Below are 26,293 nucleotides of genomic sequence, written 5' to 3' on the forward strand. Positions count from 1 at the left end.
GAGAGATTATGCAACAGGTATTTGTTAATGAACAACCGGTAGACGGCAAATTTAATATAACAGGGCAGGATGCTCATCACCTTACAAAGGTAGTGAGACTTCGTCCGGGAGAACGTATTCGCGTATCAGTAGCTGATGGAACAAATTATATTTGTGAAGTATCAGACTACGTAGATAAGGACTTGGTTGCCACTATAGTGGAGGGGGTTCCATCTACTGAGCTTCCAAATAAGATTTATCTGTTTCAGGCTTTGCCAAAGGGTGATAGAATGGAGACTATCATTGAAAAATGCGTGGAGCTTGGAGCGTACGAAATCATCCCAGTGGAAATGAAAAACTGTATTGTGAAGCTGGATGATAAAAAGAAGAAATCCAAGGTAGAGCGTTATCAGGCAATTGCCAAATCTGCTGCAGAGCAGTCAAAGCGTTCTATCATACCTAATATTCATTCGGTTATGACTTTCAAGGAAGCCTTTGAATATGCAAAGGAGTTTGATGTTCTTTTACTTCCGTTTGAAAGCAAGAATGGAATGAAGGATACGTATGATTGCCTTTCAGAACTTAAAGCAGGCCAGAGTATCGGCGTGTTTATTGGACCTGAAGGTGGATTTGCTCCAAACGAAATAGAAATGGTGGAAGACAGTGTTAAGCTTATTTCACTTGGACACCGAATACTTAGAACTGACACAGCAGCAATATGCTCACTTAGTATGTTGATGCTTAAATGCGAGGAATTTTAGAAATGATATATTTTGACAACTCAGCTACTACTAAATGCGATGAAGACGCAGTTGCTTTAATGAATAAATGCCTTTTGGAGGATTTTGGAAACCCATCATCACTTCATGGAATGGGAGCAAAGGGCAAGGATTATTTAAAGGAATCCAGAGAGATAATCGCTGGTATTTTAAAGGCGCAGCCAAAGGAAATTTATTTTACTTCAGGCGGTACAGAAAGCAATAACTTAGCTATAAAGGGCGGTGTTGCTGCAAAAAAGCGTCGTGGTAATCATATTATCACTACAAAGATTGAGCATGCTTCAGTACTTAATCCAATCAAATACCTTGAAAAGAAAGAAGGTTTCGAGGTTACTTATCTTGGAACAGATGAATTTGGGGTTATCAGCCTTGATGAATTAAAGGCATCTCTTCGTGAGGATACCATTTTTGTTTCTATCATGATGGTTAACAACGAGATTGGCGCCCTTCAGCCAATAGAGGAAGCTTCGAAGATTATTAAGAGCTTCAATAAAGAAATTCTTTTCCATGTTGATGCAATTCAGGCTTTTGGAAAGCTTACAATTCAGCCAAAGAAGATGGGAATCGATCTTCTTACAGTCAGCGGACATAAGATTCACGGACCAAAGGGTTCTGGATTTATATATATTAACGAGGCAATCTATAATATCATGGTGCCTCAGATTCTCGGTGGCGGACATGAGCGTGGTATGCGTTCAGGAACAGAGAATGTTCCAGCTATCGCAGCACTTGGTGTGGCTGCTAAAAAAGCCTACGAAAACCTTGACGAGAATCAAAAACGATTGTATGCTATGAGACATCGTTTGATTGAAGGAGTTTCTGAAATCGAGGGCGTATCTGTAAATGGTCACCTTGATGAGAACAGTGCTCCACAGATTGTCAGCGTTTCCATAAAAGGAAATCGTACAAGAGCCCAGGTTATTTTAAATGCTCTTCAGGATAATTATGGTATTTACGTATCAGCAGGTTCAGCATGTTCATCTAACAAGCCTGCTATTAGCGAGACATTAAAATCAATCGGACTTGAGAAGGATTTATTAGAGCGTACTATTCGTTTCAGCTTCTGTCCAGAAAACACAATGGAAGAAGTTGAGACTGCAATAAAAGCGCTTACAGAATTAGTTCCAATGATGCAGTTATAGTTGATGGTATAACAGAAAGGTTAATATGACATATCAAGCATTTTTAATTAAGTATTCAGAAATTGGTGTTAAGGGAAAGAATCGTTACATCTTTGAGGATGCCCTTGTACGCCAGATTAAGAGATCACTTTACGAGGTTGATGGCAAATTTATCGTTAAGAAGCAGAGTGGCCGTATCTTCATCTCTGTTGAGGGCGATTATGATTATGATGAAGCTGTTAAGGCACTTCAGCACGTATTCGGTATCAGCGCAATCTGTCCAACAGTAGTTGTTCCAGATGAGGGCTTCGATGCTCTTGCAGATGCTGTTGTTAAGTATGTTGATGAAGAGTTTGAAGATAAGAATTTCAGTTTCAAGGTTATGGGACGTCGTGCTAACAAGCAGTACCCAATGACTTCTATGGAGGTCGCTGCAGAGGTAGGTGCACGTCTTCTTGATGCATTCCCTGAGATGCATGTAGATGTACATAACCCAGATAAGATTATTTATGTAGAGGTTCGTGAGAATATCGCTATTTACTCTACAGAGATTCCTGGACCATGCGGTATGCCTGTAGGTACAGCTGGAAAGGCTATGCTTCTTCTTTCTGGTGGTATTGACTCACCAGTTGCAGGTTACATGATTTCTAAGCGTGGTGTTACACTTTCAGCTACATATTTCCATGCACCACCTTACACATCAGAGCAGGCAAAGCAGAAGGTAGTTGACCTTGCAAAGCTTGTTGCAAAGTATTCAGGTCCTATCGATTTACATATTGTAAACTTTACAGATATTCAGCTTTATATCTATCAGCAGTGTGCTCATGATGAGCTTACTATTATCATGCGTCGTTACATGATGAGAATAGCAGAGCATTTTGCTAAGGAGAACGACTGTCTTGGTCTTGTTACAGGTGAGTCTATCGGCCAGGTAGCATCACAGACTATGCAGTCACTTAACTGCACAAACGCAGTTTGCTCACTTCCAGTTTACCGTCCACTTATCGCTTTTGATAAGCAGGATATCGTAGATATTTCTGAGAAGATTGATACATACGAGACTTCAATCTTACCATACGAGGATTGCTGTACTATTTTCGTGGCAAAGCATCCTGTTACAAAGCCAAAGCTTGAGGCTATTGAAAAGCATGAGCACAATCTTGACGAGAAGATTGACGAGCTTATGAAACAGGCTATCGAGTCAGTTGAGATTATCAAAGTAAAATAAAGCAATAAAAAAGGCCAGACATAAGTCTGGTCTTTAGAATTACTTTTTTAAGGTAAAAAAGGATTAAACAATATAATCCTTTAATGTAGACATTACATCTTCTGCATCGCCATCAGCGTGAACAGTAAGATCGATTGGCTTAGAAAGATCAAGAGAGAAAATTCCCATGATAGACTTAGCATCAATCACATAACGTCCGCTAACAAGATCAAAGTCATAATCGAACTGGCTAATAGTATTAACAAATGACTTTACCTTGTCGATTGAATTAAGAGAAATTTGAACTGTTTTCATTTCCTTATGTGCCTCCTCCGTGAAAATATGTTTGAATACAGCTTTTATACTAATGCAATGGTACCTAAAAGTCAATAAACTCTTAGATTTTTACAAGATTCAGAAAGGTTTTTTATACAATGAAAAAAGCTGCTTTACACAACCTTGGATGTAAGGTAAACGCATACGAGACAGAAGCTATGGAAGAGCTTCTTAAGAAAGACGGGTTTACAATAGTAGAATTTGACGAAATCGCTGATGTGTATGTTATCAATACATGCTCAGTTACTAATATAGCTGACAGAAAATCTCGTCAGATGATTCATAAATGTAAAAAGCTCAACCCTACAGCATGCGTAGTTGCTGCAGGTTGCTACGTTCAGAACTTCGGTAACGAAGTGGCAGATGAGCTTGGTGCTGATATCATTCTTGGTAACAATAAAAAGAATGAATTAGTTGATAGAATTCATGATTACTTTGGAAATTTAGATTCCAATGATGGCCCTATCATGGATTGGATCGATATTAATGATGGCAATGTTTCTTACGAGAACATGCACATAGAAAAGGATTCTGAGCACACAAGAGCTTTTGTTAAGGTTCAGGATGGTTGCAATCAGTTCTGTAGCTACTGCATCATTCCATTTGCACGTGGTCGTATCAGAAGCCGTGATATCGATGATGTTGTAGAAGAGGTAACAGGCCTTGCAGCAAACGGCTATAAGGAAGTTGTTATCACAGGTATCCACCTTAGTTCTTATGGCAATGGCACAGATTACAATCTTGCAGATTTGCTTGAGGCTATTCAGAAGATTGATGGTGTGGAACGTATTCGTCTTGGGTCTCTTGAGCCACAAATTGTTACAGAGGATTTTGCAAAGAGAGTTTCCGCTCTTTCAAAAATGTGTCCTCATTTCCACCTTTCTCTTCAGTCAGGTTGTGACACTGTTTTAGTTCGAATGAACAGAAAATACACAATTGAAGAGTATACTAGAGGAGTAGAAATTCTTAGAAAGTATTTCGAAAATCCAGCAATTACAACTGACATAATCGTAGGTTTCCCTGGAGAAACAGAAGAGGAATTTGATATTACTGCGAATTACGTAAAAGAGATTGCCTTTTACGAGCTTCACGTGTTTGCGTATTCAAAGCGTAAAGGCACTAAGGCGGCTACTATGCCTGGCCAGCTTACAAATGCAGTAAAGAAGGAGAGAAGTGCAAAGCTTATCTCTATTGGAAACGAAACAACAGAGGCTTACAGAACTTCATTTATCGGTAAAGATTTAGATATTCTTTTTGAAGAGAAGGCTGTAATTGATGGCAAGGAATACTTTATTGGATTCTCTCGCGAGTACATTAAATGTGCCATTTTAGCAGAGGATTCTAAGGATTATACAAATCAGATTTTAGTGGCAAAGGGTACTGTTTTATCAAAGGATAAGCAATACTTGATTGTTGAAATTTAAAGGTTTGTATATTACAATTATCTTGATTTAGTTTTTATTGTGGTACGGTTTTAAGAGACGAGGTAGATATGGCAGAGTTAAGTAACACACAATACTTTAAGGTTCAAAAGGATAATCCTGTAGGGGTAAAAGAGGTCCTCGAACAGGTTTATAGCGCCCTTTCGGAAAAGGGTTATAATCCTGTGAATCAGATAGTAGGATACATTATGTCAGGAGACCCTACGTATATTACCAGTCACAATAATGCACGTAGCCTTATTATGAAAGTAGAACGTGATGAGCTCGTAGAGGAGCTTCTTAAGGAATATATAGCTAGTGAAAGCTGGAGTAAATAATGAGCAGGATTCTTGGTCTTGATTATGGGACGAAAACAGTTGGGGTCGCTATTAGTGACCCTTTACTTTTGACTGCGCAGGAATTTGAGACAATCACCCGTGAAAGAGCCAGTGCGCTTCGACACACCTTAGTTAGAATCAAGGAAATCTGCGAAGAGTATCAGGTAGAAAAGATTGTTTTAGGATATCCTCGCAACATGGACGATAGCGAGGGCTTTCGTTGTGAAGACACACTTGAGTTTAAAAAATTATTAGAAAAAAGAGTTACTATACCAATTGAGCTTGTTGATGAGCGACTTACTACCGTATATGCGGATGAGATTTTAGAGGAATCAGGCGTAGCGAAGAAGGATCGAAAGAAGGTTATCGATCAGATTGCTGCGGCTATAATATTACAGGATTATTTGGATAATTATAGGAGTTAAAAATGGAAAAAATCATTTTATCTGGTGATGATGGAGAAGATATCGAGTTTTTTGTATTAGAGGAAACATTGGTATCTGGAAATAAATATCTTCTTGTATGTGACAGTGAAGATGAAAATGAAGATGCTGACGCAACAATTTTAAAAGAGGTTTCAGTAGAAGGCGATGACGTAGTCTATGAGTTTGTCGAGGACGACGTTGAGTTTGATGCTGTAGCTAAGCTTTTTGATGAATTAGTTGGCGACGAAGCTGACATTGAAATGTAATAAAAGATTATTTTTGAATTGAAATAGGAGGTTATTTTTTTGAAGAAGAAAACTGAACAGACAGCTGAAAGGCTGAAGATTATTCCACTTGGCGGTCTTGAGCAAATCGGCATGAATATTACTGCTTTCGAGTATGGAGACAGTATTATTGTTGTGGATTGCGGACTTTCATTTCCTGAGGATGATATGTTGGGCGTGGATCTGGTTATTCCAGATATATCATATCTGAAAGACAATCAGGATAAGCTAAAGGGATTCTTTATTACCCATGGTCACGAGGACCACATTGGGGCGATTCCTTATGTCTTTAAGGAGCTTAACGTATGCCCTATTTACTCTACAAAGCTTACTAATGGTCTTATTGAGCATAAGCTTGAGGAGCACAAGATGCTCACTAAGGTTAAGCGTAAGGTTGTTAAGTATGGCACACATATTAATGCAGGTGAATTTAGAGTAGAGTTTATCCGTACAAATCACAGTATTCAGGATGCGGCTGCACTTGCGATTTATTCGCCAGCAGGTATCGTTGTACATACAGGCGATTTCAAGGTTGATTACACACCAGTTTACGGTGATCCAATCGACTTACAGCGTCTTGGCGAGATCGGTAAGAAGGGCGTACTTGCTCTTATGTGTGATTCTACAAATGCAGAGCGCCCAGGCTTTACTGCGTCAGAAAAGACAGTAGGTAAGACTATCGATTCTATCTTTGCTGATAATACTACCAGCAGAATTATCATCGCTACCTTCGCGTCAAACGTTGACCGTGTTCAGCAGATTATTAATTCAGCTGATAAATATGGACGTAAGGTTTGTGTGGAAGGCCGTTCAATGGTTAACACTATTGATACAGCACAGAAGCTTGGATATCTTCACATTCCTGACAATACACTTATCGATATCGAGTCACTTAAGGCATACCCAGATGAGAAGATTGTACTTGTTACAACAGGTTCTCAGGGTGAGTCTATGGCAGCTCTTTCTCGTATGGCAAATGGTACTCACAAAAAGGTGCAGATTAAGCTTGGTGATATGATTGTATTTTCATCTCACCCAATTCCAGGAAATGAGAAGGCTGTATCAAATGTTATTAACGATTTAACAATGCGTGGCGCACAGATTGTTATGCAGGATGTTCACGTTTCAGGTCATGCCTGCGCAGAAGAGATTAAGCTTATTTACTCTCTTGTACGTCCACAGTTTTCTATTCCTGTTCATGGCGAGTTCAAGCATCTTACAGCTCAAGCTCGTATCGCAGAGTCACTTGGCTGGGATCACGACCATATTAAGATTATCCGTTCAGGTGATGTGCTTGAGCTTGGAGATAATTACTCTAAGGTTACAGGTCATGTTCACACTGGAGCTATCATGGTTGATGGTATCGGCGTAGGTGATGTTGGAAACATCGTACTTCGTGATAGACAGAAGCTTGCTGAGGATGGAATCATCATCGTTGTGCTTACATTAGACAGCGCATCAGGTACAGTTCTTGCTGGTCCTGATATTGTATCCCGCGGTTTCGTTTATGTTAGAGATTCTGAGGACCTTATGGAAAGCGCTCGTGCAGTCCTTACAGAGACAATGGAGGTTCTTGAGGAAAAGAATATTACAGATTGGAACAAGATTAAGTCAGACATCAGAGACAATCTTTCTGATTTCGTATGGCATGAGACTCAGAGACGTCCAATGATTATTCCAATCATCATGGAAGTATAAAATGATAGTTGATGAGAGATATACCACTTATTTGAATAGCCTTTATCCAGAGCTTAGCCCTGTGTTAAAGGAGATTCAAAAAGAAGCAATAGAATCCTTCGTTCCAATAATAAGACCGGAGACAGTTAATTTACTTCAGCTTCTTGTCAAGATGAACAGACCAAAACGAATATTGGAAGTTGGAGCTGCCGTTGGTTTTTCTGCAAATGTAATTGCGGAAGCGGCAGGAGATGATGTTACTATTACCACCATCGAAAATTATGAGCCTCGCATTCCTATCGCAAATGCGAATTTCAAGAGAACAGGCAGAGATAAGCAAATCACTCTTTTAGAGGGAGATGCCATGGAAATCTTACCTACTCTTGAAGGTCCATACGATTTCATTTTCATGGATGCGGCAAAAGGTCAGTACATTAATTTCTGGCCTGAAATAAAGAGGCTTATTGCTGATGATGGTTTAATTGTTACTGATAATGTATTACAGGATGGGGATATAATTGAGTCCAGGTACGCTATTACAAGACGTAATCGTACTATTCACAAGCGAATGAGAGATTATCTCTACGAGCTGACTCACGATGAAGGTTTTACTACTACGATTCTTCCTCTGGGAGATGGCGTTAGTATCAGCGTGAAAGGAAAGAAATGAGAAATACAGAATTATTAGTTCCTGCAAGCAGTCTTGAGGTACTTAAGGTTGCTGTTATTTATGGAGCAGATGCAGTTTTTATTGGTGGAGAAGTTTTTGGTCTTAGAGCTAAGGCAAAGAATTTTTCTAAAGAAGATATGATTGAGGGTGTAAAGTTTGCCCATGATCACGGTGTAAAGGTTCACGTTACTGTTAATATTTTAGCTCATAATAATGACCTCGAGGGCGTTAGAGAGTATTTAAAGGAACTGAAGGAAATTGGTCCGGATGCTCTTATTATTGCAGACCCTGCAATCTTTATGATGGCTAAAGAGATTTGTCCTGAAATCGAGCGTCATGTAAGTACTCAGGCAAATAATACAAACTATGGTACATATAAGTTCTGGTATGATTTAGGTGCATCAAGAGTTGTTTCTGCAAGAGAGCTTTCATTGGCGGAAATCAAAGAGATTAGAGCGAACATCCCTGACGATTTAGAGATAGAGTCATTCATTCATGGTGCAATGTGCATTTCTTATTCAGGAAGATGTCTTCTTTCAAATTATTTTACAGGTAGAGATGCGAATCAGGGTGCTTGCACACATCCATGCAGATGGAAGTATGCTGTTGTTGAAGAGCAGCGTCCAGGAGAGTATTTCCCTGTATATGAGAACGAGAGAGGGACATACATCTTCAATTCTAAGGACTTATGTATGATTGAACATATTCCTGACTTAATTGACGCTGGTATCGACAGCTTTAAGATTGAAGGCCGCATGAAGACTGCTCTTTATGTAGCAACAGTTGCCCGTACATATCGTAAGGCAATTGATGATTACAAAGAGTCGCCTGAGAAATACGAGGCAAACCTTGATTGGTACAAGGAGCAGATTTCTGCATGTACATATCGTCAGTTTACAACTGGCTTCTATTATGGAAAGCCATCTGAGGAATCTCAGATTTATGACAATAATACATACAATATTGGCTATACATACCTTGGCATCTGCGGGGCTCCTAATAGCGAGGGCTTTGTGGAGATTGAACAGAGAAATAAATTTTCAGTTGGCGAAACTATTGAAATTATGAAGCCAAACGGAGATAATGTAGAGGTAGAAGTATTAGGAATAAAGAATGAAGATGGTGAGGATATGGAGAGTTGTCCACATCCAAAGCAGAAGCTTTTCATTAAGCTTAGCACTACACCAGAAGAGTTCGACATTCTTAGAAGAAAAGAAGAAGAAGCATAAGTTAAAACAAGGAGAATACAATGGCAGAAAAATATGTTGCTTATGTGGGTACCTATACACACGAGACAAGCGTTGGTATCTATGTTTATGATGTTAATCCTGACACAGGACTACTTACTGAGCAGAGCGTTGCTCCAATTAATAATCCTTCGGATATTATTAATTCTCACGATAACAAATTCCTTTATTCAATTGCTGATGAAGGTGTTGCAGCTTTCAAGATTCTTGAAAACGGTGATCTTGAGAAGATGAATCAGGAGTGGGTTGGAGGCATGCGTGGTTGCAATCTCTGCGTTGATTCTCAGAATAGATATTTATTCGTAGCTGGCTATCACGATGGCCGAGTTACTATGATGAAGCTTAATGAAGATGGAAGTATTAATGGTATCGCTGACGGTATCTTCCACCAGGGTATTGGAAAGTCAGTTGCTGACAGACCTTTATATCCACATTGTACATGCGTTGAGCTTACTCCAGAGGAGAAGTATCTTTGTGTTGTAGAGAATGGTCTTCATCAGATTAAAATCTACGAGGTAGATTACGAGGCTGGAAAGCTTCACCTTGCAGACATCATCAGATGTCCAATGGGTTCAGCTCCACTTAAGATGAAGTTCTCTCACGACGGACAGTATGCATATGTTATTACAGAGATGTCAAACGAGATTCTCGTTTATGATTATCATATCATTGGAGATCGTCCTGATTTCGAGAACATCCAGACAGTTTCATTACTTGTAGGTGTTGATGAGGAAATCTCTACAGGAACTAATATTAAGTTTGGTGATGATGATAAATATTTATACGCAAGTGTAGATGGCCTTAATGCTGTTTGTATGTATGAGAGAAATGTTAGATCTGGAAAGATTGAATACTTCTCACACAATTTTATAAGCGGCGATTATCCAAAGAGCTTTGCAGTTCTTCCAAAGGATAAGTATTTTGTATCACTTAACCATGATACAAATGAAATCCGAAGCTTTACAATTGATAAGAAGACTGGTCATTCTCTTATGCAGAATCCACCAATCAAAATTGCTAAGCCAAACAGTATTGTAATTGTAAAGATTAAATAGGAGTGGTTCAGGGGCTGTTAATGTCAGCCCCTTTCTTTACTATATAGGGTTTCTTTTTTAGGAGGGCATCATTATGGCAGGTTCAACATTTGGTAATAGAATTTCAATCACTACTTGGGGAGAATCCCACGGGGCAGCTCTTGGGGTTGTTATAGATGGTTTTCCAGCTGGTCTTAAGCTTTGTGCTGCAGATATTCAGATGTATTTGGACAGAAGAAAGCCAGGACAGTCAAAATTTACTACAGCCCGAGCAGAGGGCGATGAGGTTGAGATTCTTTCGGGAGTATTCGAAGGACGTACTACAGGCACTCCAATTTCTCTTATGGTTAGAAATAATGATCAGCACTCAAAGGATTATGGCGATATAGCTACTACCTATAGACCTGGTCATGCTGATTTTGGCTTCCATGAGAAATTTGGATTTAGAGATTACCGAGGAGGTGGCCGCTCTTCAGGTAGAGAGACTATCGGACGTGTAGCCGCTGGCGCAATTTGTGCAAAGCTTTTAAGAGAACTTGGCATTGAAGTGTTCGCATATACGAAATCAATTGGTGATATCACTATATCTGATTTCGAATTAGGCTACAGAGATCAGAATCCTCTTGCTATGCCAGATTCAAAGGCTGCAGATGATGCTGCTGAATATTTAGCTGCGTGTATGCTTAATAACGACAGTGCAGGTGGTGTTATTGAATGTGTAATTACAGGTGTTCCTGCTGGAATAGGTGATCCTGTATTTGATAAGCTGGATGCAAAGCTTGCACAGGCGGTTGTTTCTATCGGAGCTGTTAAGGGTGTAGAAATCGGCGATGGTTTTAAGGCTTCCAAAAATGTAGGAAGCTTGAATAATGATGAGTTTGAAATGAACTGTGAAAAGGTAGTAAAGGCTACTAACCATAGTGGTGGCATCTTAGGCGGTATCTCTGATGGTGATGACATTATTCTCAGAGCTGCAATAAAGCCTACTCCATCCATTTCAAAGATGCAGCACACAGTTAACGAGGCTGGAGAAGAGGTTGATATAGAAATACATGGTCGTCACGATCCTATAATTGTTCCTAGAGCAGTAGTTGTTGTGGAGGCTATGTGTGCGATTACAGTTTGTGATGCTTTGCTTGGTCATATGACTGACAGAGTTGAGTATATTAAGGAGTTTTATAAGAATTGAAATACGAGTTATTAAAGACAGAGGGAAGAGCAAAAAGGGGACGTTTTCACACAGTACACGGTGTTATTGAGACACCTGTATTTATGAATGTTGGAACAGTTGCTGCCATTAAGGGGGCTGTTTCTACTGATGATTTACGTGAGATTAAATGTCAGGTTGAGCTTTCTAATACTTATCATCTTCATGTTAGAACAGGTGATAAGCTTATTAAGGAGCTTGGCGGTCTTCATAAATTTATGAATTGGGACAGACCAATCCTTACAGATTCAGGCGGATTTCAGGTATTTTCTTTAGCTGGTATCAGAAAGATTAAGGAAGAGGGCGTTACCTTTAATTCTCATATTGATGGTCGCAAGATTTTTATGGGACCAGAGGAGTCTATGCAGATTCAGTCAAATCTTGGATCTACAATCGCCATGGCATTTGATGAATGTCCACCAGCACTTGCAGAACGTAAATACGTAGAGGATTCTGTAGCACGTACTACAAGATGGCTTTATCGCTGTAAGGAAGAGATGGCTCGTCTAAATAGCCTTGAAAAAACAATCAATAAGGAACAGCTTCTTTTCGGTATTAACCAGGGTGCTGTTTTCAATGATATCAGAATAGAACATGCAAAGATTATTTCTGAGCTTGATTTACCTGGATATGCAGTAGGAGGTCTTGCTGTAGGTGAGAGCCATGAACAGATGTATGACGTTTTGGATCATGTAGTTCCTTATCTTCCACAGAACAAGCCTACTTACCTGATGGGCGTTGGTACACCAGCAAACATTTTGGAAGCAGTTGATCGAGGTGTAGATTTCTTCGACTGTGTATATCCTAGCCGTAATGGTCGTCACGGTCACGTATATACAAACCATGGAAAGCTTAATCTTTTCAATCAGAAATTTGAGAAGGATATGCGTCCAATTGAGGAAGGCTGTGGATGTCCTACATGCCGTTCATACTCTAGAGCATACGTACGTCACTTGCTTAAGGCAAAGGAAATGCTTGGAATGAGACTTTGTGTATTACATAATCTTTATTTCTATAACACAATGATGGAAGAGATTAGAGATGCACTTGATGCTGGAGAGTTTGCAGCTTATAAGAAGCGCAAATTAGATTCAATGGCTCAGGGACAGGATTAATCTTAAATATTTATTAATTAGCCTTTTTTTCTTGCCTAAGTTGAGAAATTTAGATAAAATTAATTTCAGTGATTTGTGGTTCGGCCACGTAGTAGGAGGATAACTTAATGAATAGTTCAATTAGCTTAATTATTTGGGTAGTAGTACTTTTCGTATTCATGTATTTCTTCATGATTCGCCCACAGCAGAAGGAGCAGAAAGAAAAGACTGCAATGATGTCATCTCTTTCAGTAGGAGATACAATTCTTACAACAAGCGGTTTTTATGGTGTTATTATTGCTATTCCTGATGATTCTACAGTTATCGTAGAGTTCGGAAGCAACAAGAACTGCCGCATCCCTATGACAAAGAACGCTATTGCACAGGTTGAGAAGCCTGAGGATGCTGTTAAGACTACAGAGAAATAATTAAAATGATTTTAAAATAGGGATTTGGCTTTTGACCAAATCCCTATTTTTTATTCTTTCTTTTTATGTCTTAAGAATTCTGAACCCTTCTCAAGCAAAGCCTTGGTTGAGGCTACAGGGTGTGTGAATTTTGCAATATGTCTAAACTGTCCACGCTGAGTCTCTGTGGCATTTAATACCCATTGCTTAACAGCTTCAGTAGAAAGCTGTTCTTTTATTTCAGCAAGCTTTTCTGCATTTAATTCCTTTTTCATAAGAGCTGCTTCTTTCTTTACTGCAGCTTTTTCAATTCTGGCAATTTTTGATTCTTCTAAGTTAGTCTGTAGTGCAGCGACTCTTTCAGCCATCTGATTGTTAATCTGCTCGTTTATTCTTTCGAAATCCTTAGCAAATGTTGTAAGAGCTGATATTGTAAGTGCCATATCCATGCCAAAGAGAAACATGAATATTAGGGCTAATAGCTCAATTACAAAAGAAGGAAATAGTGCTATAAGCTCAACTATTGGTGGAATTATGATTTGTGTAACCAGGATTCCAGCAAACCCAAAACAAAGTGTGAAAATAAGGCAAACTCTTCCGTTAATATTTAATGGAAAATCCGAATAATCCCACCATCTGGCGTGGAATCTTTTTTCCAAAACATATGAAGTCCCATATTCTAGGAAAAATGAACCAACGGCACAGCCTATAAAAACTGTGAGATATGATGGTTCGCACGAGGTGCAATAGATAGGTAAATCTATGAAAAGTATCTGCGCCAGAGTGGCACCGACTCCGTATAGTGGAATGCATGGACCATAAAGAAATCCTCGATTTTCCCATGTCTTTTCGTGAATAGTACAGTAGCATGTCTCGTATATCCAGCCCAGAAAACTGTATATAATGAAATATAGAAAATATCTGCAGATAATCATTATTCTGTCCCTCCGATACTTTAGTATAAAATAAGTGAGGTGAAAATTAAAGAATAACAGGGATTGTTCATAGTTATTTACGATTTTAATGATATATTTAAACTAGCCGAAAGTATGTAGTTTTTTGGGTGGTGGTTTTTATGTTAGGTATTAATTCTATTGGGCAAAATCCATACGTTAATAGCCCATCTATGGATTTATCTAATTATGGTTCCTCAAAAGTTGCAGACGAATTAAAGGCCGAAGGTAAAAGTACTGATTTAGCAAAGAATTATGCTTCTGAACGTGCAGCTAAAAGAGCGGGGGTTATTGAATGTGAGACCTGTGCCAGCCGTAAATATCAGGATGGCAGTGATGAGCAGGTTTCTTTTAAGTCTGCCCAGCATATTTCACCAAGAGCAGCAGCTGCCAGGGTAAGAGGTCACGAGGCTGAACACGTTAGTAATGCATATGATAAGGCAAAAGAGAAGGGTGGAAAGGTGCTTAATGCCACTGTATCCATTCATACTGCCGTATGTCCAGAGTGTGGCAGGACATATGTTTCCGGTGGAACAACACATACTCAAATTAAGTATCCAAATGAGGAGAATCCATATCAGAAAAACAGGAAAAATGCAGATGGCGGATTGCTTGCAGGAATGAATTTCGACGCAGAGGTTTAATGGGAGTCTTTTTTTATAAAAGTGTGTATTAACTATTGAAAATAATAGGGTTCCTGTGATATACTTCATTTGTTGCGTGAAGCGTAACACTTTTTCTATTAGGAGGAAATTATGCAAGCATTAAAGTATGTTCTTATTATATTATTAATCGTCATTTGTGTGGCACTTACAGTTATCATTCTTTTCCAGGAGGGCAAGCAGAACGGACTTGGTTCTTTATCAGGCCAGCAGTTCGATTCATACTGGAGCCGTAATAAGGGACGTTCACGCGAGGGCTTATTAGTTAAGCTTACAAGCGTATGTGTAATCCTTTTCTTCGTGCTTTCTGCTGTTCTTAATATTGGTAGCTTCTAGGATTAAGTTTTTAATTGCCACCCGTATGGGTGGCTTTTCGTATTTATAAGAGTTTTATTTAGGAGGAATATGAAAGATTTCGATAAGCAGAGACACTTTTTAATGGACGTTTTTAAAAGTCCAGCATATATACCGATGAAGAAGAAAGACCTTGAGATTCTTTTAGATGTTGAGAAGGACAAAAGGGCTGAATTCGCAGAGGTTTTACAGGATTTAGTTGATGATGGTCAGGTAGAGATTACAAAGCGTGGTAAGTATCAGATTCCTGAGAATCGTCCTAAGTTTATCAAGACTAAGGATCATAGGTCAAAGAAGGCTACAAAAGCTGAGACTGCAACAAAGAAGCAGTCCCTTAATCAGGTGGCAAAGCGTGCTAACAGACCATCAAATGATAATATCGAGCCAGATATCATTGGAAGATTTATTTCACATAAGGATGGTTTCGGTTTCATAGAGGTCGAAGGCCAGGAAGAAGATTACTTCGTTGGAAGAGATAATACCGGTTTTGCTATGCAGGACGATATCGTTGCTGCTGTACTTACATTTGGTGCGTCAGGTAAGCGCCAGGAGGCACGTGTAATAAGGATCATTACTCACGGTTTTTCTGATGTTGTAGGTACTTACGAAGATAGCGGTACATTTGGCTTTGTTGTCGCAGATAGCCAGAAGATGCTTAGGGATATTTTTATTCCATCTGGAAAAAGCATGGGTGCTGTTTCCGGACATAAGGTGGTATGTCACATTGATGATTACGGCGATGATGACCACAAGCCAGAGGGGCATATTACAGAGATTCTTGGTCATAAGAATGATCCAGGAGTAGATATCCTTTCAATCGTAAAGGCATTTGGCATTACAACTGAGTTCCCTGATAAGGTTATCAAGCAGGCATCCACTGTAGCTAAGCCAGTTTCTGAAGCTGATATGGCTGGAAGAAATGACATAAGAGATTTGTGTGTTGTTACTATTGACGGTGAGGATACAAAAGATATTGATGATGGCGTTTCACTTGTTATGGATGGTGACAATTATGTCCTTGGCGTTCATATTGCAGACGTTACTAATTATGTTCAGGAGTCATCGGCACTTGATGTGGAGGCACTGAAGCGAGGCACTTCCGTATATCTTGCAGACCGAGTTATTCCGATGCTTCCTCACACATTATCAAATGGCATGTGTTCACTTAACGAGGGCGAGGACCGACTTGCTCTTTCATGTATCATGACATTTGATAAGAAGGGTAATCTTGTAGATCATGAGATTTGCGAATCAGTAATCCACAGCAATCACCGCATGACATATACAAGCGTTTATGCCATAATGACTGGTGACGCTGAGGAGCGTGAAAAGTACGCTGATGTGGCCGAGATGATTGATAACATGGCAGAGCTTTCAAAGATTCTTCGTGCTAAGCGTAAAAAGAGAGGTTCTATAGATTTTGATTTCCCAGAGACTCACATTCTTATTGATGAAAATGGAAAGGTAATAGGTCTTGCACCATACGAGAGAAATGATGCCCATAAGCTTATTGAGGATTTCATGCTTGCAGCTAATGAGACAGTTGCAGAGCATTTCAATCTTATGGAATCACCATTTGTATATCGTGTCCACGGGGCACCAGAACCAGAGAAGATTCAATCTTTAGGTAAGTTCCTTGGAGCCTGCGGTTATTCACTTAAGGGTAATAAGGAAAGCATTCATCCAAAGGAAATCCAGAAGATGTTAGATTCTTTGAAGGGTCATGAGGATGAGGCAGTCATCACAAAGATGACGCTTCGCAGTATGCAACAAGCCAGATATGATACAGAGTGCAAGGGACATTTCGGCCTTGCAGCTAAGTATTATTGTCACTTTACTTCGCCTATACGAAGATATCCTGATTTGCAGATTCATAGAATCATTAAGGATCACCTGCGTGGTCGTATGAATGAGCGTAAGATTTCTCACTACGAGTCAATCCTTCCACAGGTGGCTCTCGACACTAGTAAGCTTGAGCGTCGAGCTGAGGATTGTGAGCGTGAGGTAGATAAGCTTAAGATGGTTCAATACATGAAGGAATTCATTGGACAGACATTCCAAGGCAGTATTTCTTCAATTACAGGTTGGGGAATGTATGTTGAGCTCGAGAACACGGTGGAGGGACTTGTTCATGTATCTACGCTCTATGATGATCACTATGAATTCATCGAAGAGAATCTCACACTTGTGGGCGAGTGTACAGGCCGTATCTTTAAGCTTGGTCAGCCAGTCACTGTAGTATTAGACAGTGTGGACGAGCAGGCCCGTACGATAGATTTTATACTAGAAGAATTTCAGAGGTTTTAAACATGAATAAAGAAGGCAGAAAGTTAATTGCTAATAATAAGAAGGCTTATCATGAGTACTTCATGGAAGAGGAATATGAAGCAGGTATCGAGCTTCACGGCACTGAGGTAAAATCCATGAGAATGGGTCAGTGCTCTATCAAAGAAGCTTTTGTCAGAATCGACAACGGAGAGATGTTCATTTACCAGATGCATGTTAATCCTTATGAAAAGGGGAACATCTTCAACAGAGACCCACTTCGACCAAGAAAGCTTCTTCTTCACAAGTCTGAGATAAACAGACTTCTCAGTAAGATAAAGGAAAGCGGTTACACAATTGTTCCGTTGGAGGTTTATCTTAACAACGGACTTGTAAAGGTTAAGATTGCCTTGGCGAAAGGTAAAAAACTTTATGACAAGAGAGCTGATATTCAGAAGAAGGATATGAAGCGCGAAGCAGAAAGAGACTTTAAGATAAGGAATTTAGGATAATGAAAATTGTACTTGCATCGAACTCACCACGTAGAAAAGAATTATTAGCACAGGCTGGAATAGAATTTATTGTCGATCCAGCTGATATTGATGAGGTTACCTCAGAAACATTTCCTGCAAAGGTTGTAGAGGATTTGAGCCGCCAGAAAGCTCTTGCAGTAGCAGGAAAGCATAAGGGCGAGATAGTCCTTGCTGCAGATACAGTTGTTGCTTTTGACGACAAAATCCTTGGTAAGCCAAAGGATGAAGAGGATGCCTTTAGAATGCTTACAGAGCTTTCAGGAAGAGCACATCAGGTTTATACAGGTGTTACTATTGTAGATGCAGGTGGAGAGGTTAAGACTTTCTCTGAGTGTACAGAAGTAACAATGTATGAAAACTCACCAGAGGCTATCAGAAGCTATATTGCATCAAAAGAGCCTATAGATAAGGCTGGTGCTTACGGCATCCAGGGCCTGGGGGCAGTGTTGGTTAAGGGAATTGAAGGTGATTACAATAATGTTGTAGGATTGCCTCTTGCTAAAGTATACAGAGTACTATATAATGTGTAATGCTTTAAGGGCTAGTCATGGTTTCGACATAGTGATGTTAAAAGCAGAATGAAATGAATGCTTTTAATATCAGAAACCTGTATAGTCATTTATTTAGTTTTTGGGCTAGTCATGGTTTCGACAGGGGTCATGCAGCGGAAGAAGCGAGTCCCACGGCGATGGGTTAAATGGCCAAACTTAAAATTAAACGCTAACGATAATTTAGCATACGCTGCCTAGTTGCGGCAGTCTGACCTAGAGCACCTACACTTTAGGACCCAGACTTCGACTTTGTAGGAAACGACGTTATCAAAGCTTTGAGATGGCGGGCGTATCATGAAGCTACTAAAGCATAAAACCTGTTTGTGGGTGTTATGTGGAGGGAATGTAAAAATACAAACTACACTCGTAGAAGGGCCGGGAATTGGCTTTTGGACACGGGTTCGACTCCCGTCTAGTCCACTAATTTAAATCCAATTGGAGCGATTTGCTTCAGTTGGATTTTTTATTTGGACAATAGTCACGAAATGTTTGTTCTGAATTGTTTATGGCATGTATGTTTGCTAAACTTTTTGTATCGGTATTGGGGAGATGGAGTATATTGTTATGAGTAATAATTTTAGAAATAGAAATATGTCTGATGATGAGCGCAGAGCATATCGCAGACGCAAGAAATTGATTCGCAAAATCCAGGTTTATTCTGAAATGGGCTTGATAGCTATAGCAATATTAGTTACAGCCTGTCTTATAATTTCCCATATAAAAGGTAAAGAAGATGGTTCTCTTAAGGTAGCAACTGAGGAAAAGACTGTTGCTGAGGCTGAGGTGCAGGAAGAAAAGACTTCAGGTCTGAAAGTGTCTGCAAAAGCTGTAGAGGAAGAAAAAGAGGAAGAAGAAACTCAGGAGATAGAAGAGGAAGAAGCACCTAAATCAGGCAATTATTCTGCAAAAGAAACCGAGGAAACAGTTCAGATCGGAGGAGATGTTGTCAGCGAATCCGCAGTGCTTATCAATAATAAAACAAAAAATATAGTTGCAACAAGAAATGCTACAGAAAAGATTGTTCCAGCATCCATGACAAAGGTTATGACAGTTCTTGTGGCAGCTAATCATATTCCAGCAGAAAAACTGGATGATAAGATTGTTATGAGCCATGAGGCAATAGATTATTCTTATGCAGGTGGCGGCTCCACATCTGGTTTTGTGGAGGATGAAGAGGTTACAGTTAGGGATTTATTCTACGGAACAATTTTACCTTCAGGTGGAGATGCTGCAGCTCAGCTTGCCATTTATGTAGCAGGAGATATAGATAGCTTCGTAAAAATGATGAATGAAGAGTGTGCAACTCTTGGAATAAATGGAACAACACATTTTACAAATCCAGTTGGATTCCATAGCAAAGAGCACTACAGCACACCATATGACATTGCTGTCATTATGATGGCGGCCCTTGATAATGAGCTTTGTAAGGAAGTTCTTACTACAAAGGTTTATAATTCTACAGCTACAAACGTAAATCCAGAAGGAATCACTATTTCTAACTGGTTCTTACGAAGGATAGAGGATAAGGAATTTGGCGGCGAGATTGAAGGCGCCAAGACAGGATATGTAGATGAATCTGGAAGCTGTGCAGTAAGCTCCATGATATCAGAAAGCGGCACAGAATATATATGCTGCACCGCTCATTCAAGTTCCTCATGGAGATGTATCTATGATCATGTAGATATTTATAAATCTTACGCTAAATAATACCAAGAATCTTATCAAAGCTATCTACGTACGCTATTGGATGGAACTGCTGAAGAACATCCATATCGCGGAAGCCGTAGGTGCAAAGGATATAATCGAGCCCTGCATTTTCAGCTGTTGTTGCATCTACTTCAGAATCGCCTATATATAGCACCTTTGATTTATCGGCTATGCCAAGCTTCTGTAATGCGATTTCGATTGGCTCTGGATCAGGCTTTCTTTTGTGAATGCCATCATCACCAATTACGATAGTGATGTGTGGAGCAAAAAAATCATCTATAAGAGAATCACTGGCTGTCTGACCTTTATTGGTTACGATAGCCATTTTCATGCCAAGGGCAGCAAGCTTTTCAGTGGTCTCAATAACACCATCATATGGTTTTGTTTTGATTAGATTGTGACAGTTGTAGTATTCGATGAACTCCTTTAAAAATTCTTCGAAATGTTTGTAATCAGGTCCCTCAGGGAGAGCTCGCTCAACAAGCTTTCGAAGTCCATTGCCTACAAATCTGCGAACGTCATCTATTGAATGAGTTGGAAAACCGTATTTATCCAGCATGTAGTTGATGCTGTCGGTTAAATCTTCAAGAGTGTATAAAAGTGTTCCATCTAAGTCGAAAAGTATTGCTTCGTATTTCATGAATAAATCTCCTGTGTCCAAAATAAAAATCTAAGTCATTGTTATAGATGAAATAACGGGATTTGTAAAGTTAAATATAAAACAATCTAAAATATGTCTATTTTATTTGAAATAAATATAGGGCTTTGTTATCATTTTATCTATACTAGCTTTGAGGAGATTGACTATGGATATAGAAATTCGTGACGCTGTGGAAAGTGATGCCAGCGCCATTCATGATATTTATGGCTATTATGCTGAGAATACATCGGTTACTTTTACAGAGAAGAATCCTTCTATAGAGGTATACAGACAGAGTATTATCGATACAAAGAAGGCGTATCCTTATATTGTGGCTTGTGATGAGACCGGAAAGATTCTGGGAATGGCTTATGGCGGCCAGGTTAGACATCATGATGCTTATAAGTTCTCTGTTGAGACTACTATCTATGTTGCAAATGACGCTCCAAAGCGTCAGGGAATCGGCAGCAAATTATATACAGCTCTTGAGGAAAGACTCTCCGCAATGGGCTACAAATTCATGTACGGTGTTATTACTGACGATAATGAACCTAGCATAGCCTTACACAAAGCACTTGGCTTTGAAGAGGTTGGGCATTTCAAAGATATCGGTTACAAATTTGGAAAATGGAAGGGAATAGTGTGGTATCGCAAGCAGATTGGTTCGCTTGATGATATGACACTTAGAATATAAGATGAGAAAAGCAATCAGATATTTTTTAATATCTATTATTTCGATAATAGTGACACTTATAGCGGTGGGTGTTATTTACATAGTGATTGATACTAAGGGCCGCATTCAGGTGGAAGAGGGACAGACCTATTCCAGCGAAGAAGTGGAGGCTATGGTAGTTGAAGCCAAGGAAGAGGGACGTATATCTGTATTGGATTCAATACGTGAATCTCTCGAAAACGGAAATACGATAATTTCTGTTTTAAAATCATTCTATCCGGAATACATTGTTGTAGCGGCTAATCAGAAGTACAACTTTGTTCCTATCAACGAGGAGCTTACAAAGAGTGCATTCAACATCGATAATCTTGTGGAAGACGAGACTACCGGTAGATACAGCTATGTAGAAGATGGCAATGTTACTTCTAGATTTGGTATTGATGTATCTTCGCACCAGGGTGATATTGATTGGCAGGCTGTTAAGGATGACGGCGTAGAGTTTGCTTTTATTCGTGCTGTTTACCGTGGTTATGGTACAGGAAAGCTTGTTGTAGATGAGAAGTGCATCGAGAACATCGAAGGTGCACAGGCAGCTGGTATCGATGTAGGTGTTTACGTATTCTCACAGGCTATTTCACAGGCTGAGGTTTTGGAAGAGGCTTCTACTGTACTTAGTCTTTTAGAAGGCTATGAGCTTCAGCTTCCTATCGTTTTTGATGTTGAGAAGGTTAGCGACAGCGAAGCCCGCACAAATACACTTTCCGTTGAAGATAGAACAAATCTCACCATTTCCTTCCTTGATGCAATTAAAAAGGCTGGATATGATGGAATGATTTATCACAACACAGAGATGGGCGCTATGCTTATCGATTTGACACAGCTTACAGATTATCCAAAGTGGTTTGCGGGATATAATAAAGAATTCTACTGGCCATATGAATATCAGCTTTGGCAGTATTCAGAAAAAGGTTCAGTTAAGGGAATCAAAGGTAATGTAGATTTAGACCTTTGGTTACAATAAGAGGAGGATATGGAAAAATGCAATTTGAAACATTACAAAAAGACATGGTTGCGGCAATGAAAGCCAGAGACAAGGCAAGAAAAGATGCTATTTCTTCACTTGTATCTGATGTTAAGAAGGCTGCTATCGATGCTGGAACCAGAGATAACATTGCGGATGATTTGGTAGATCAGGTTATTCTTAAGTCTTTAAAGACAGCCAAGGAGCAGCTTGATACATGTCCAGCTGAGAGAACAGATTTAAAGGAAGAGTACCAGTTTAGATATGATGTTATTAAAGAATATGCGCCTGCAATGATGAGCGATGATGAGATTCGAGCATTCCTTCAGGAGAAATTCGCTGACGTTATAGCAACTAAGAATAAGGGCGCAATCATGAAAGAAGTTATGCATGCTCTTAAGGGAAAGGCTGATGGTAAAGCTATCAATATGATTGTTGCTGAACTTTGTAAATAATACTAGAGATGAGGCTGGCTTTTTGTCCGCCTCATATTTTTATTGGAGAAATAGATATGGAACAATTGCATTGTAAAAATTGTGGGTGTGAATTTTCTGGTGCTATTGCTGGAAATGCTATATATCTTTGTCCCAAGTGCAAGGAATATGTAAGCTGCATTTGTGATTATGGATTTGGACCTATTACACCATGCAGTATTTTTTTAGGCGAGAAAGAAATAGCAAGAATAGAAGAGAGAGCGCGCACAAAATATCAATTAAAGTCAGCTGCATTGGGGTTAGATGTTGCTCTTACTAAAGGATACAAGAACTTAGAAGTATACAAAGAAGCTTCAAAGATTGTGTCAGAAGCTTTAATGTAAAGCAATAGCCGATGAACAAATTAAAACTATTACGGGGGCATTCTAATTGGAAATGAGAGTAGGTAATTTTTTTATATTGATACTAGGAGTAATCGTCACCTTTATAGGACCATGGTTTTTGTATTCTCTTCATAAGTGTACAGAAAAGATTACAGCAAAAGTTGAAAAGGTAGAATCTACTAAATCTTATAATTTGATAAGTTTTTCATATATGTATGCTGGGCGCGAATATAATGTACACCAAATGAATGTGATATCATCCTTAAAAGCAATTAGATATAAAAGTGGTGAGGAAATATCAGTTTACATAGATCCGAAAAAGCCTCATCATCTCAGGACTAGTGAAAGACTAGGGGTTTTAGATATTTTGATACTTGGAGTATTTTCTGTTCTGGTTGGATTGATTTTTATAAAAATAGCCATAGATATGATTTAAAAACATGAGATTAAAAAATTATTAAAGGATAAGACATCAATAAAACCTTTCTGTAACCATATCAAGTAAGGCATATGGTATCAATTCTTCGGGATTTTTGGAAGGATTAATCCAGTCTTCAATTTTATCCTTTGGCAGCATCATAGGCATCCTGTCATGAATTTTACCAAGCTCTATGGTAGGTTCTTTTGTAAGAATTACAAATACAGGATAACCTTCTTCAATACGATATAGGCCACAGAGCCAGGTGGCAGTGCAACCAGCTGGCTGAATGGCATATTTATCACCAGTTTTTACCTTACCGTCAGGACTTTTAAAGTGTTCCCATTCAAAGTAGTAGGATGCTGGAATTATACATCTATGTGATTGCCAGGCATCTTTAAATGTTGGCTTTTCACTGGCTGTTTCAAGTCTGGCATTAAATAAAGATCTTTTATTATCTCTTGCAGTGAATCCCCATTGCATCGGGAATACACATTTTTCTCCTTTAGAATTAGGAGCGATTACTGGGACTATATCTGTAGGGCGGACTTCGCCATCAGTGACAAGTGGTCTTGCATGAGTGTCTACAAATTTAGTAGTGAGACGTGAGTTCTTTGCAATATCTATGATTTCTTTCAATTCAGGTTGAGTTATATCAAGTGCATATCTAGTACACATAGTGAATCTCCTATGGATATTCCTCTGCAGGTACATGCTCTAAATCAGAGTAGTTGGCTTCAAAAGATTGCTCTGTACTTGCGATTTCTTCGTTAAATCCTTTCAGTGCATCGAAAGGGCTGAATATTTTGGCACGTCTGGATAAATCCATAGCCGGATGTTTGATTGAAAAATCATCAAAAGGAGAGTGCTTTGGTTTGCCTCTTTCGTACACTTTTTTGTATCTATCATTAATCATATCATTTCATCCAATCTTATAAAATAAATGTTATTAAATTAAGCTTTATGTCCGCCGATTTGAACATTTCGCTCTCTTGTGGTAGCACCTTCTAGAAGATTAATGCCTTTTAATATTGCATTTGCTCCGTACCTAGTCCTTACCTCTAAAAGTGCAGAATGAATGAGCTGTTCTTTGTTAAGCGCTTCATAGTCAGTGAATAGATCCATTTGAAAATAGCCGCCATCATTTTGGACATTACAAGCACATATGCCAAGTCTGCGAAATAGTATTCTATGGTCAGTTTTCTTTATCACATCATTCATGATTGCTTCAATTACAAGCTTAGAAGTGTTTGTCGCATTACGTAGGTTTACTGTGCCATTAGAATGTGCTGGATGGAGTCTGCCATACCAATCTATTGCAAGTGGGCCATCGTAGTGAGGGCAGTATTCAAGACTTTTGTAGTCGTAGCTTACCCACCAAGTGAATTTTGAAGATACCAGATTCTTCTTGTACATGTCACAACATAGGATATCAATCATCTCTTTTAGGACAATACATGCCTCTTCGTACTTATATGGTCTAGGCAATACTTGTCCATTGGAAAGAGAGTGGTTATCGGATTTGTAGTTTTTAATATCATGCATTGTAACAGGTTCGATTCCCCAGGCATGATCTATTAATATCTCAGCATCGATGCCAAAGGATTTATAAAACCATTCTTCATCTATTTGAGAGCGTTCGGCAACATCGCCCATGGTGTACATCATATTTCGTTCCAAGCGACGAGCTTTACCATTTCCTATTTGCCAAAAGTCTGTGAGAGGCCTATGTGGCCATAATAAAGATTTATATGAATCTTCAGTAAGAGCAGCTATGCGGACGCCATCTTTATCGGCAGGGGCTTTTTTAGCTACGATATCCATAGCTACTTTTGCAAGATATAGATTAGTTCCAACTCCGACTGTGGCTGTAATGCCAGTTTGCTTGAGTACATCTCTAATCATTGTCATAGCCATGACGTGAGCAGGAGTCTGGTCAGATTTTATAGCGGCAGTTTCATAAAGATGCAAGTAGGGTGTGCAATCGATGAAACTCTCATCGATGCTGTAAACATGGATGTCTTCTGGGGCTACATATTTAAGAAAAATACCGTAAATCTTGGCTGATACTTTTTCATATTCAAGCATACGAGGGACTGCAGTAATATAAAGAACCTTAGTATGGTGGATTCGCTCGTACTTCTCTATGGCCTGTTTTGCCTCAAATAGTCTAGGTCTACTTGGAACCCCTATAGCTTTAAGGGCAGGAGAGACTGCTAAGCAGATGGTTTGGTCGGTTCTACTTCCATCAGCGACTAGAAGATTAGCTTTAAGAGGATCTAGACCTCTGGCAACACATTCAACAGATGCATAGAACGACTTCATATCTATAGCTATGTAACATTTGGGGATTAGTAAATGCTTAGACATATCCAGTTGTCTTACCTCCTTTATAAATTGCGAACATACATTCCGAAAATATGTTTGCTTTTTGTAAATAGATAATACACCCGAACACGATTTTTTGTAAACC

General features: G+C 39.2%; 31 protein-coding genes and 1 other RNA gene. 26 read left to right on the forward strand and 6 right to left on the reverse strand.

The window, feature by feature from the left end:
- The first annotated feature begins 8 nt into the window (after positions 1–8).
- From BUA88_RS02420 to thiI, 3 genes are read left to right on the forward strand one after another with little or no spacing between them, the layout of a single operon-like run.
- On the forward strand, positions 9–740 hold the full coding sequence (locus BUA88_RS02420) for an RsmE family RNA methyltransferase (RefSeq protein WP_072912219.1): 732 nt from the start codon (positions 9–11) through the stop codon (positions 738–740).
- A gap of 2 nt (positions 741–742) precedes the next feature.
- On the forward strand, positions 743–1,900 hold the full coding sequence (locus BUA88_RS02425; RefSeq protein ID WP_072912223.1) for a cysteine desulfurase family protein: 1,158 nt from the start codon (positions 743–745) through the stop codon (positions 1,898–1,900).
- Positions 1,901–1,925: 25 nt separating this feature from the next.
- Entirely contained in the window at positions 1,926–3,107 is a 1,182-nt protein-coding gene (gene thiI / locus BUA88_RS02430) for a tRNA uracil 4-sulfurtransferase ThiI (protein ID WP_072912226.1), read from the forward strand.
- 63 nt (positions 3,108–3,170) lie between these two features.
- On the opposite strand, the gene BUA88_RS02435 is transcribed toward thiI, so the two are convergent.
- Complete coding sequence (locus tag BUA88_RS02435; protein WP_015549566.1) at positions 3,171–3,401, reverse strand: HPr family phosphocarrier protein; 231 nt, start codon at positions 3,399–3,401, stop codon at positions 3,171–3,173.
- A gap of 119 nt (positions 3,402–3,520) precedes the next feature.
- Here BUA88_RS02435 and mtaB point away from each other — a divergent pair, with 119 nt between their 5' ends.
- From mtaB to yajC, 11 genes are all read left to right on the forward strand, one after another.
- Positions 3,521–4,846, forward strand: a complete 1,326-nt coding sequence (gene mtaB, locus BUA88_RS02440) for a tRNA (N(6)-L-threonylcarbamoyladenosine(37)-C(2))-methylthiotransferase MtaB (protein ID WP_072912231.1) — start codon at positions 3,521–3,523, stop codon at positions 4,844–4,846.
- Between the two features lie 68 nt (positions 4,847–4,914).
- Entirely contained in the window at positions 4,915–5,181 is a 267-nt protein-coding gene (locus BUA88_RS02445) for an IreB family regulatory phosphoprotein (RefSeq protein ID WP_072912234.1), read from the forward strand.
- Positions 5,181–5,606, forward strand: coding sequence for a Holliday junction resolvase RuvX (gene ruvX / locus BUA88_RS02450; protein ID WP_072912239.1), 426 nt, complete (start codon positions 5,181–5,183; stop codon positions 5,604–5,606). Before BUA88_RS02445 ends, ruvX begins: the two co-directional genes overlap by 1 nt.
- A gap of 2 nt (positions 5,607–5,608) precedes the next feature.
- Positions 5,609–5,872: a DUF1292 domain-containing protein gene (locus tag BUA88_RS02455; protein WP_028247911.1), complete on the forward strand. Its 264-nt coding sequence runs from the start codon at positions 5,609–5,611 to the stop codon at positions 5,870–5,872.
- A gap of 39 nt (positions 5,873–5,911) precedes the next feature.
- On the forward strand, positions 5,912–7,588 hold the full coding sequence (locus tag BUA88_RS02460) for a ribonuclease J (RefSeq protein WP_072912242.1): 1,677 nt from the start codon (positions 5,912–5,914) through the stop codon (positions 7,586–7,588).
- 1 nt (position 7,589) lies between these two features.
- Positions 7,590–8,237, forward strand: a complete 648-nt coding sequence (locus BUA88_RS02465) for an O-methyltransferase (RefSeq protein WP_028247909.1) — start codon at positions 7,590–7,592, stop codon at positions 8,235–8,237.
- Positions 8,234–9,466 (forward strand): peptidase U32 family protein, encoded by a 1,233-nt coding sequence (locus tag BUA88_RS02470; protein WP_028247908.1) that lies wholly within the window; start codon positions 8,234–8,236, stop codon positions 9,464–9,466. The genes BUA88_RS02465 and BUA88_RS02470 overlap by 4 nt, the downstream gene beginning before the upstream one ends.
- 20 nt (positions 9,467–9,486) lie before the next feature.
- The gene (locus BUA88_RS02475; RefSeq protein ID WP_072912245.1) at positions 9,487–10,539 is read left to right on the forward strand and encodes a lactonase family protein; all 1,053 of its coding nucleotides are present in this window, start codon (positions 9,487–9,489) and stop codon (positions 10,537–10,539) included.
- A 73-nt stretch (positions 10,540–10,612) separates the two neighbouring features.
- Positions 10,613–11,707, forward strand: coding sequence for a chorismate synthase (gene aroC / locus BUA88_RS02480; protein ID WP_072912250.1), 1,095 nt, complete (start codon positions 10,613–10,615; stop codon positions 11,705–11,707).
- Positions 11,704–12,840, forward strand: coding sequence for a tRNA guanosine(34) transglycosylase Tgt (gene tgt / locus BUA88_RS02485; protein ID WP_072912254.1), 1,137 nt, complete (start codon positions 11,704–11,706; stop codon positions 12,838–12,840). Before aroC ends, tgt begins: the two co-directional genes overlap by 4 nt.
- A 107-nt stretch (positions 12,841–12,947) precedes the next feature.
- On the forward strand, positions 12,948–13,247 hold the full coding sequence (gene yajC, locus BUA88_RS02490; protein WP_072912257.1) for a preprotein translocase subunit YajC: 300 nt from the start codon (positions 12,948–12,950) through the stop codon (positions 13,245–13,247).
- Between the two features lie 50 nt (positions 13,248–13,297).
- Here the strand turns inward: yajC and BUA88_RS02495 are convergent, their stop codons facing one another.
- A complete protein-coding gene (locus tag BUA88_RS02495) occupies positions 13,298–14,161 on the reverse strand; it encodes a putative ABC transporter permease (RefSeq protein WP_072912261.1) in 864 nt (287 codons plus the stop codon).
- 140 nt (positions 14,162–14,301) lie between these two features.
- Between BUA88_RS02495 and BUA88_RS02500 the strand changes: the two genes are divergently transcribed.
- The 7 genes from BUA88_RS02500 (at position 14,302) to BUA88_RS02530 (ending at position 20,251) form a co-directional block, all read left to right on the forward strand.
- Entirely contained in the window at positions 14,302–14,823 is a 522-nt protein-coding gene (locus BUA88_RS02500; protein ID WP_072912264.1) for a hypothetical protein, read from the forward strand.
- Positions 14,824–14,934: 111 nt separating this feature from the next.
- Positions 14,935–15,177, forward strand: a complete 243-nt coding sequence (gene secG, locus BUA88_RS02505; protein ID WP_015549579.1) for a preprotein translocase subunit SecG — start codon at positions 14,935–14,937, stop codon at positions 15,175–15,177.
- A 69-nt stretch (positions 15,178–15,246) separates the two neighbouring features.
- Positions 15,247–17,502, forward strand: a complete 2,256-nt coding sequence (rnr, locus tag BUA88_RS02510) for a ribonuclease R (RefSeq protein ID WP_072912267.1) — start codon at positions 15,247–15,249, stop codon at positions 17,500–17,502.
- A 2-nt stretch (positions 17,503–17,504) separates the two neighbouring features.
- Positions 17,505–17,972: an SsrA-binding protein SmpB gene (smpB, locus tag BUA88_RS02515; RefSeq protein ID WP_028247901.1), complete on the forward strand. Its 468-nt coding sequence runs from the start codon at positions 17,505–17,507 to the stop codon at positions 17,970–17,972.
- Positions 17,969–18,523, forward strand: a complete 555-nt coding sequence (locus tag BUA88_RS02520) for a Maf family protein (protein WP_072912271.1) — start codon at positions 17,969–17,971, stop codon at positions 18,521–18,523. The genes smpB and BUA88_RS02520 overlap by 4 nt, the downstream gene beginning before the upstream one ends.
- A 102-nt stretch (positions 18,524–18,625) precedes the next feature.
- Positions 18,626–18,967, forward strand: a transfer-messenger RNA (tmRNA) gene (gene ssrA, locus BUA88_RS02525).
- A 141-nt stretch (positions 18,968–19,108) separates the two neighbouring features.
- Entirely contained in the window at positions 19,109–20,251 is a 1,143-nt protein-coding gene (locus BUA88_RS02530; RefSeq protein ID WP_072912274.1) for a D-alanyl-D-alanine carboxypeptidase family protein, read from the forward strand.
- Here BUA88_RS02530 and BUA88_RS02535 read toward each other — a convergent pair.
- Complete coding sequence (locus tag BUA88_RS02535; protein ID WP_072912278.1) at positions 20,244–20,891, reverse strand: HAD family hydrolase; 648 nt, start codon at positions 20,889–20,891, stop codon at positions 20,244–20,246. The genes BUA88_RS02530 and BUA88_RS02535 overlap by 8 nt on opposite strands.
- A 166-nt stretch (positions 20,892–21,057) precedes the next feature.
- Between BUA88_RS02535 and BUA88_RS02540 the strand changes: the two genes are divergently transcribed.
- From BUA88_RS02540 to BUA88_RS02560, 5 genes are read left to right on the forward strand one after another with little or no spacing between them, the layout of a single operon-like run.
- Positions 21,058–21,585, forward strand: coding sequence for a GNAT family N-acetyltransferase (locus BUA88_RS02540; protein ID WP_083572356.1), 528 nt, complete (start codon positions 21,058–21,060; stop codon positions 21,583–21,585).
- A gap of 1 nt (position 21,586) precedes the next feature.
- Complete coding sequence (locus BUA88_RS02545) at positions 21,587–22,585, forward strand: glycoside hydrolase family 25 protein (protein ID WP_072912281.1); 999 nt, start codon at positions 21,587–21,589, stop codon at positions 22,583–22,585.
- Positions 22,586–22,602: 17 nt separating this feature from the next.
- A complete protein-coding gene (locus tag BUA88_RS02550) occupies positions 22,603–23,040 on the forward strand; it encodes a GatB/YqeY domain-containing protein (RefSeq protein WP_072912284.1) in 438 nt (145 codons plus the stop codon).
- Between the two features lie 56 nt (positions 23,041–23,096).
- Positions 23,097–23,402, forward strand: coding sequence for a hypothetical protein (locus tag BUA88_RS02555; protein ID WP_072912287.1), 306 nt, complete (start codon positions 23,097–23,099; stop codon positions 23,400–23,402).
- Between the two features lie 46 nt (positions 23,403–23,448).
- Entirely contained in the window at positions 23,449–23,838 is a 390-nt protein-coding gene (locus BUA88_RS02560) for a DUF3592 domain-containing protein (protein ID WP_072912289.1), read from the forward strand.
- A 36-nt stretch (positions 23,839–23,874) separates the two neighbouring features.
- Here the strand turns inward: BUA88_RS02560 and BUA88_RS02565 are convergent, their stop codons facing one another.
- The 3 genes from BUA88_RS02565 to BUA88_RS02575 are packed head-to-tail and all read right to left on the reverse strand — an operon-like array spanning position 23,875 to position 26,190.
- On the reverse strand, positions 23,875–24,498 hold the full coding sequence (locus BUA88_RS02565; RefSeq protein ID WP_072912292.1) for an SOS response-associated peptidase: 624 nt from the start codon (positions 24,496–24,498) through the stop codon (positions 23,875–23,877).
- A 10-nt stretch (positions 24,499–24,508) separates the two neighbouring features.
- The gene (locus tag BUA88_RS02570) at positions 24,509–24,736 is read right to left on the reverse strand and encodes a hypothetical protein (protein ID WP_072912294.1); all 228 of its coding nucleotides are present in this window, start codon (positions 24,734–24,736) and stop codon (positions 24,509–24,511) included.
- Positions 24,737–24,774: 38 nt separating this feature from the next.
- Positions 24,775–26,190, reverse strand: coding sequence for a Y-family DNA polymerase (locus tag BUA88_RS02575; RefSeq protein ID WP_072912296.1), 1,416 nt, complete (start codon positions 26,188–26,190; stop codon positions 24,775–24,777).
- Positions 26,191–26,293 lie beyond the last annotated feature (103 nt).

This window comes from Pseudobutyrivibrio xylanivorans DSM 14809, assembly GCF_900141825.1.
Taxonomy (GTDB): Bacteria; Bacillota; Clostridia; order Lachnospirales; family Lachnospiraceae; genus Pseudobutyrivibrio; species Pseudobutyrivibrio xylanivorans.

Coding starts and splice junctions, on each gene's coding strand:
- BUA88_RS02420 (WP_072912219.1), top strand. CDS start 9: ATGCAACAGGTATTTGTTAATGAACAACCGGTAGACGGCAAATTTAAT.
- BUA88_RS02425 (WP_072912223.1), top strand. CDS start 743: ATGATATATTTTGACAACTCAGCTACTACTAAATGCGATGAAGACGCA.
- thiI (WP_072912226.1), top strand. CDS start 1,926: ATGACATATCAAGCATTTTTAATTAAGTATTCAGAAATTGGTGTTAAG.
- BUA88_RS02435 (WP_015549566.1), bottom strand. CDS start 3,401: ATGAAAACAGTTCAAATTTCTCTTAATTCAATCGACAAGGTAAAGTCA.
- mtaB (WP_072912231.1), top strand. CDS start 3,521: ATGAAAAAAGCTGCTTTACACAACCTTGGATGTAAGGTAAACGCATAC.
- BUA88_RS02445 (WP_072912234.1), top strand. CDS start 4,915: ATGGCAGAGTTAAGTAACACACAATACTTTAAGGTTCAAAAGGATAAT.
- ruvX (WP_072912239.1), top strand. CDS start 5,181: ATGAGCAGGATTCTTGGTCTTGATTATGGGACGAAAACAGTTGGGGTC.
- BUA88_RS02455 (WP_028247911.1), top strand. CDS start 5,609: ATGGAAAAAATCATTTTATCTGGTGATGATGGAGAAGATATCGAGTTT.
- BUA88_RS02465 (WP_028247909.1), top strand. CDS start 7,590: ATGATAGTTGATGAGAGATATACCACTTATTTGAATAGCCTTTATCCA.
- BUA88_RS02470 (WP_028247908.1), top strand. CDS start 8,234: ATGAGAAATACAGAATTATTAGTTCCTGCAAGCAGTCTTGAGGTACTT.
- BUA88_RS02475 (WP_072912245.1), top strand. CDS start 9,487: ATGGCAGAAAAATATGTTGCTTATGTGGGTACCTATACACACGAGACA.
- aroC (WP_072912250.1), top strand. CDS start 10,613: ATGGCAGGTTCAACATTTGGTAATAGAATTTCAATCACTACTTGGGGA.
- yajC (WP_072912257.1), top strand. CDS start 12,948: ATGAATAGTTCAATTAGCTTAATTATTTGGGTAGTAGTACTTTTCGTA.
- BUA88_RS02495 (WP_072912261.1), bottom strand. CDS start 14,161: ATGATTATCTGCAGATATTTTCTATATTTCATTATATACAGTTTTCTG.
- BUA88_RS02500 (WP_072912264.1), top strand. CDS start 14,302: ATGTTAGGTATTAATTCTATTGGGCAAAATCCATACGTTAATAGCCCA.
- secG (WP_015549579.1), top strand. CDS start 14,935: ATGCAAGCATTAAAGTATGTTCTTATTATATTATTAATCGTCATTTGT.
- rnr (WP_072912267.1), top strand. CDS start 15,247: ATGAAAGATTTCGATAAGCAGAGACACTTTTTAATGGACGTTTTTAAA.
- smpB (WP_028247901.1), top strand. CDS start 17,505: ATGAATAAAGAAGGCAGAAAGTTAATTGCTAATAATAAGAAGGCTTAT.
- BUA88_RS02530 (WP_072912274.1), top strand. CDS start 19,109: ATGAGTAATAATTTTAGAAATAGAAATATGTCTGATGATGAGCGCAGA.
- BUA88_RS02535 (WP_072912278.1), bottom strand. CDS start 20,891: ATGAAATACGAAGCAATACTTTTCGACTTAGATGGAACACTTTTATAC.
- BUA88_RS02540 (WP_083572356.1), top strand. CDS start 21,058: ATGGATATAGAAATTCGTGACGCTGTGGAAAGTGATGCCAGCGCCATT.
- BUA88_RS02545 (WP_072912281.1), top strand. CDS start 21,587: ATGAGAAAAGCAATCAGATATTTTTTAATATCTATTATTTCGATAATA.
- BUA88_RS02550 (WP_072912284.1), top strand. CDS start 22,603: ATGCAATTTGAAACATTACAAAAAGACATGGTTGCGGCAATGAAAGCC.
- BUA88_RS02555 (WP_072912287.1), top strand. CDS start 23,097: ATGGAACAATTGCATTGTAAAAATTGTGGGTGTGAATTTTCTGGTGCT.
- BUA88_RS02565 (WP_072912292.1), bottom strand. CDS start 24,498: ATGTGTACTAGATATGCACTTGATATAACTCAACCTGAATTGAAAGAA.
- BUA88_RS02570 (WP_072912294.1), bottom strand. CDS start 24,736: ATGATTAATGATAGATACAAAAAAGTGTACGAAAGAGGCAAACCAAAG.
- BUA88_RS02575 (WP_072912296.1), bottom strand. CDS start 26,190: ATGTCTAAGCATTTACTAATCCCCAAATGTTACATAGCTATAGATATG.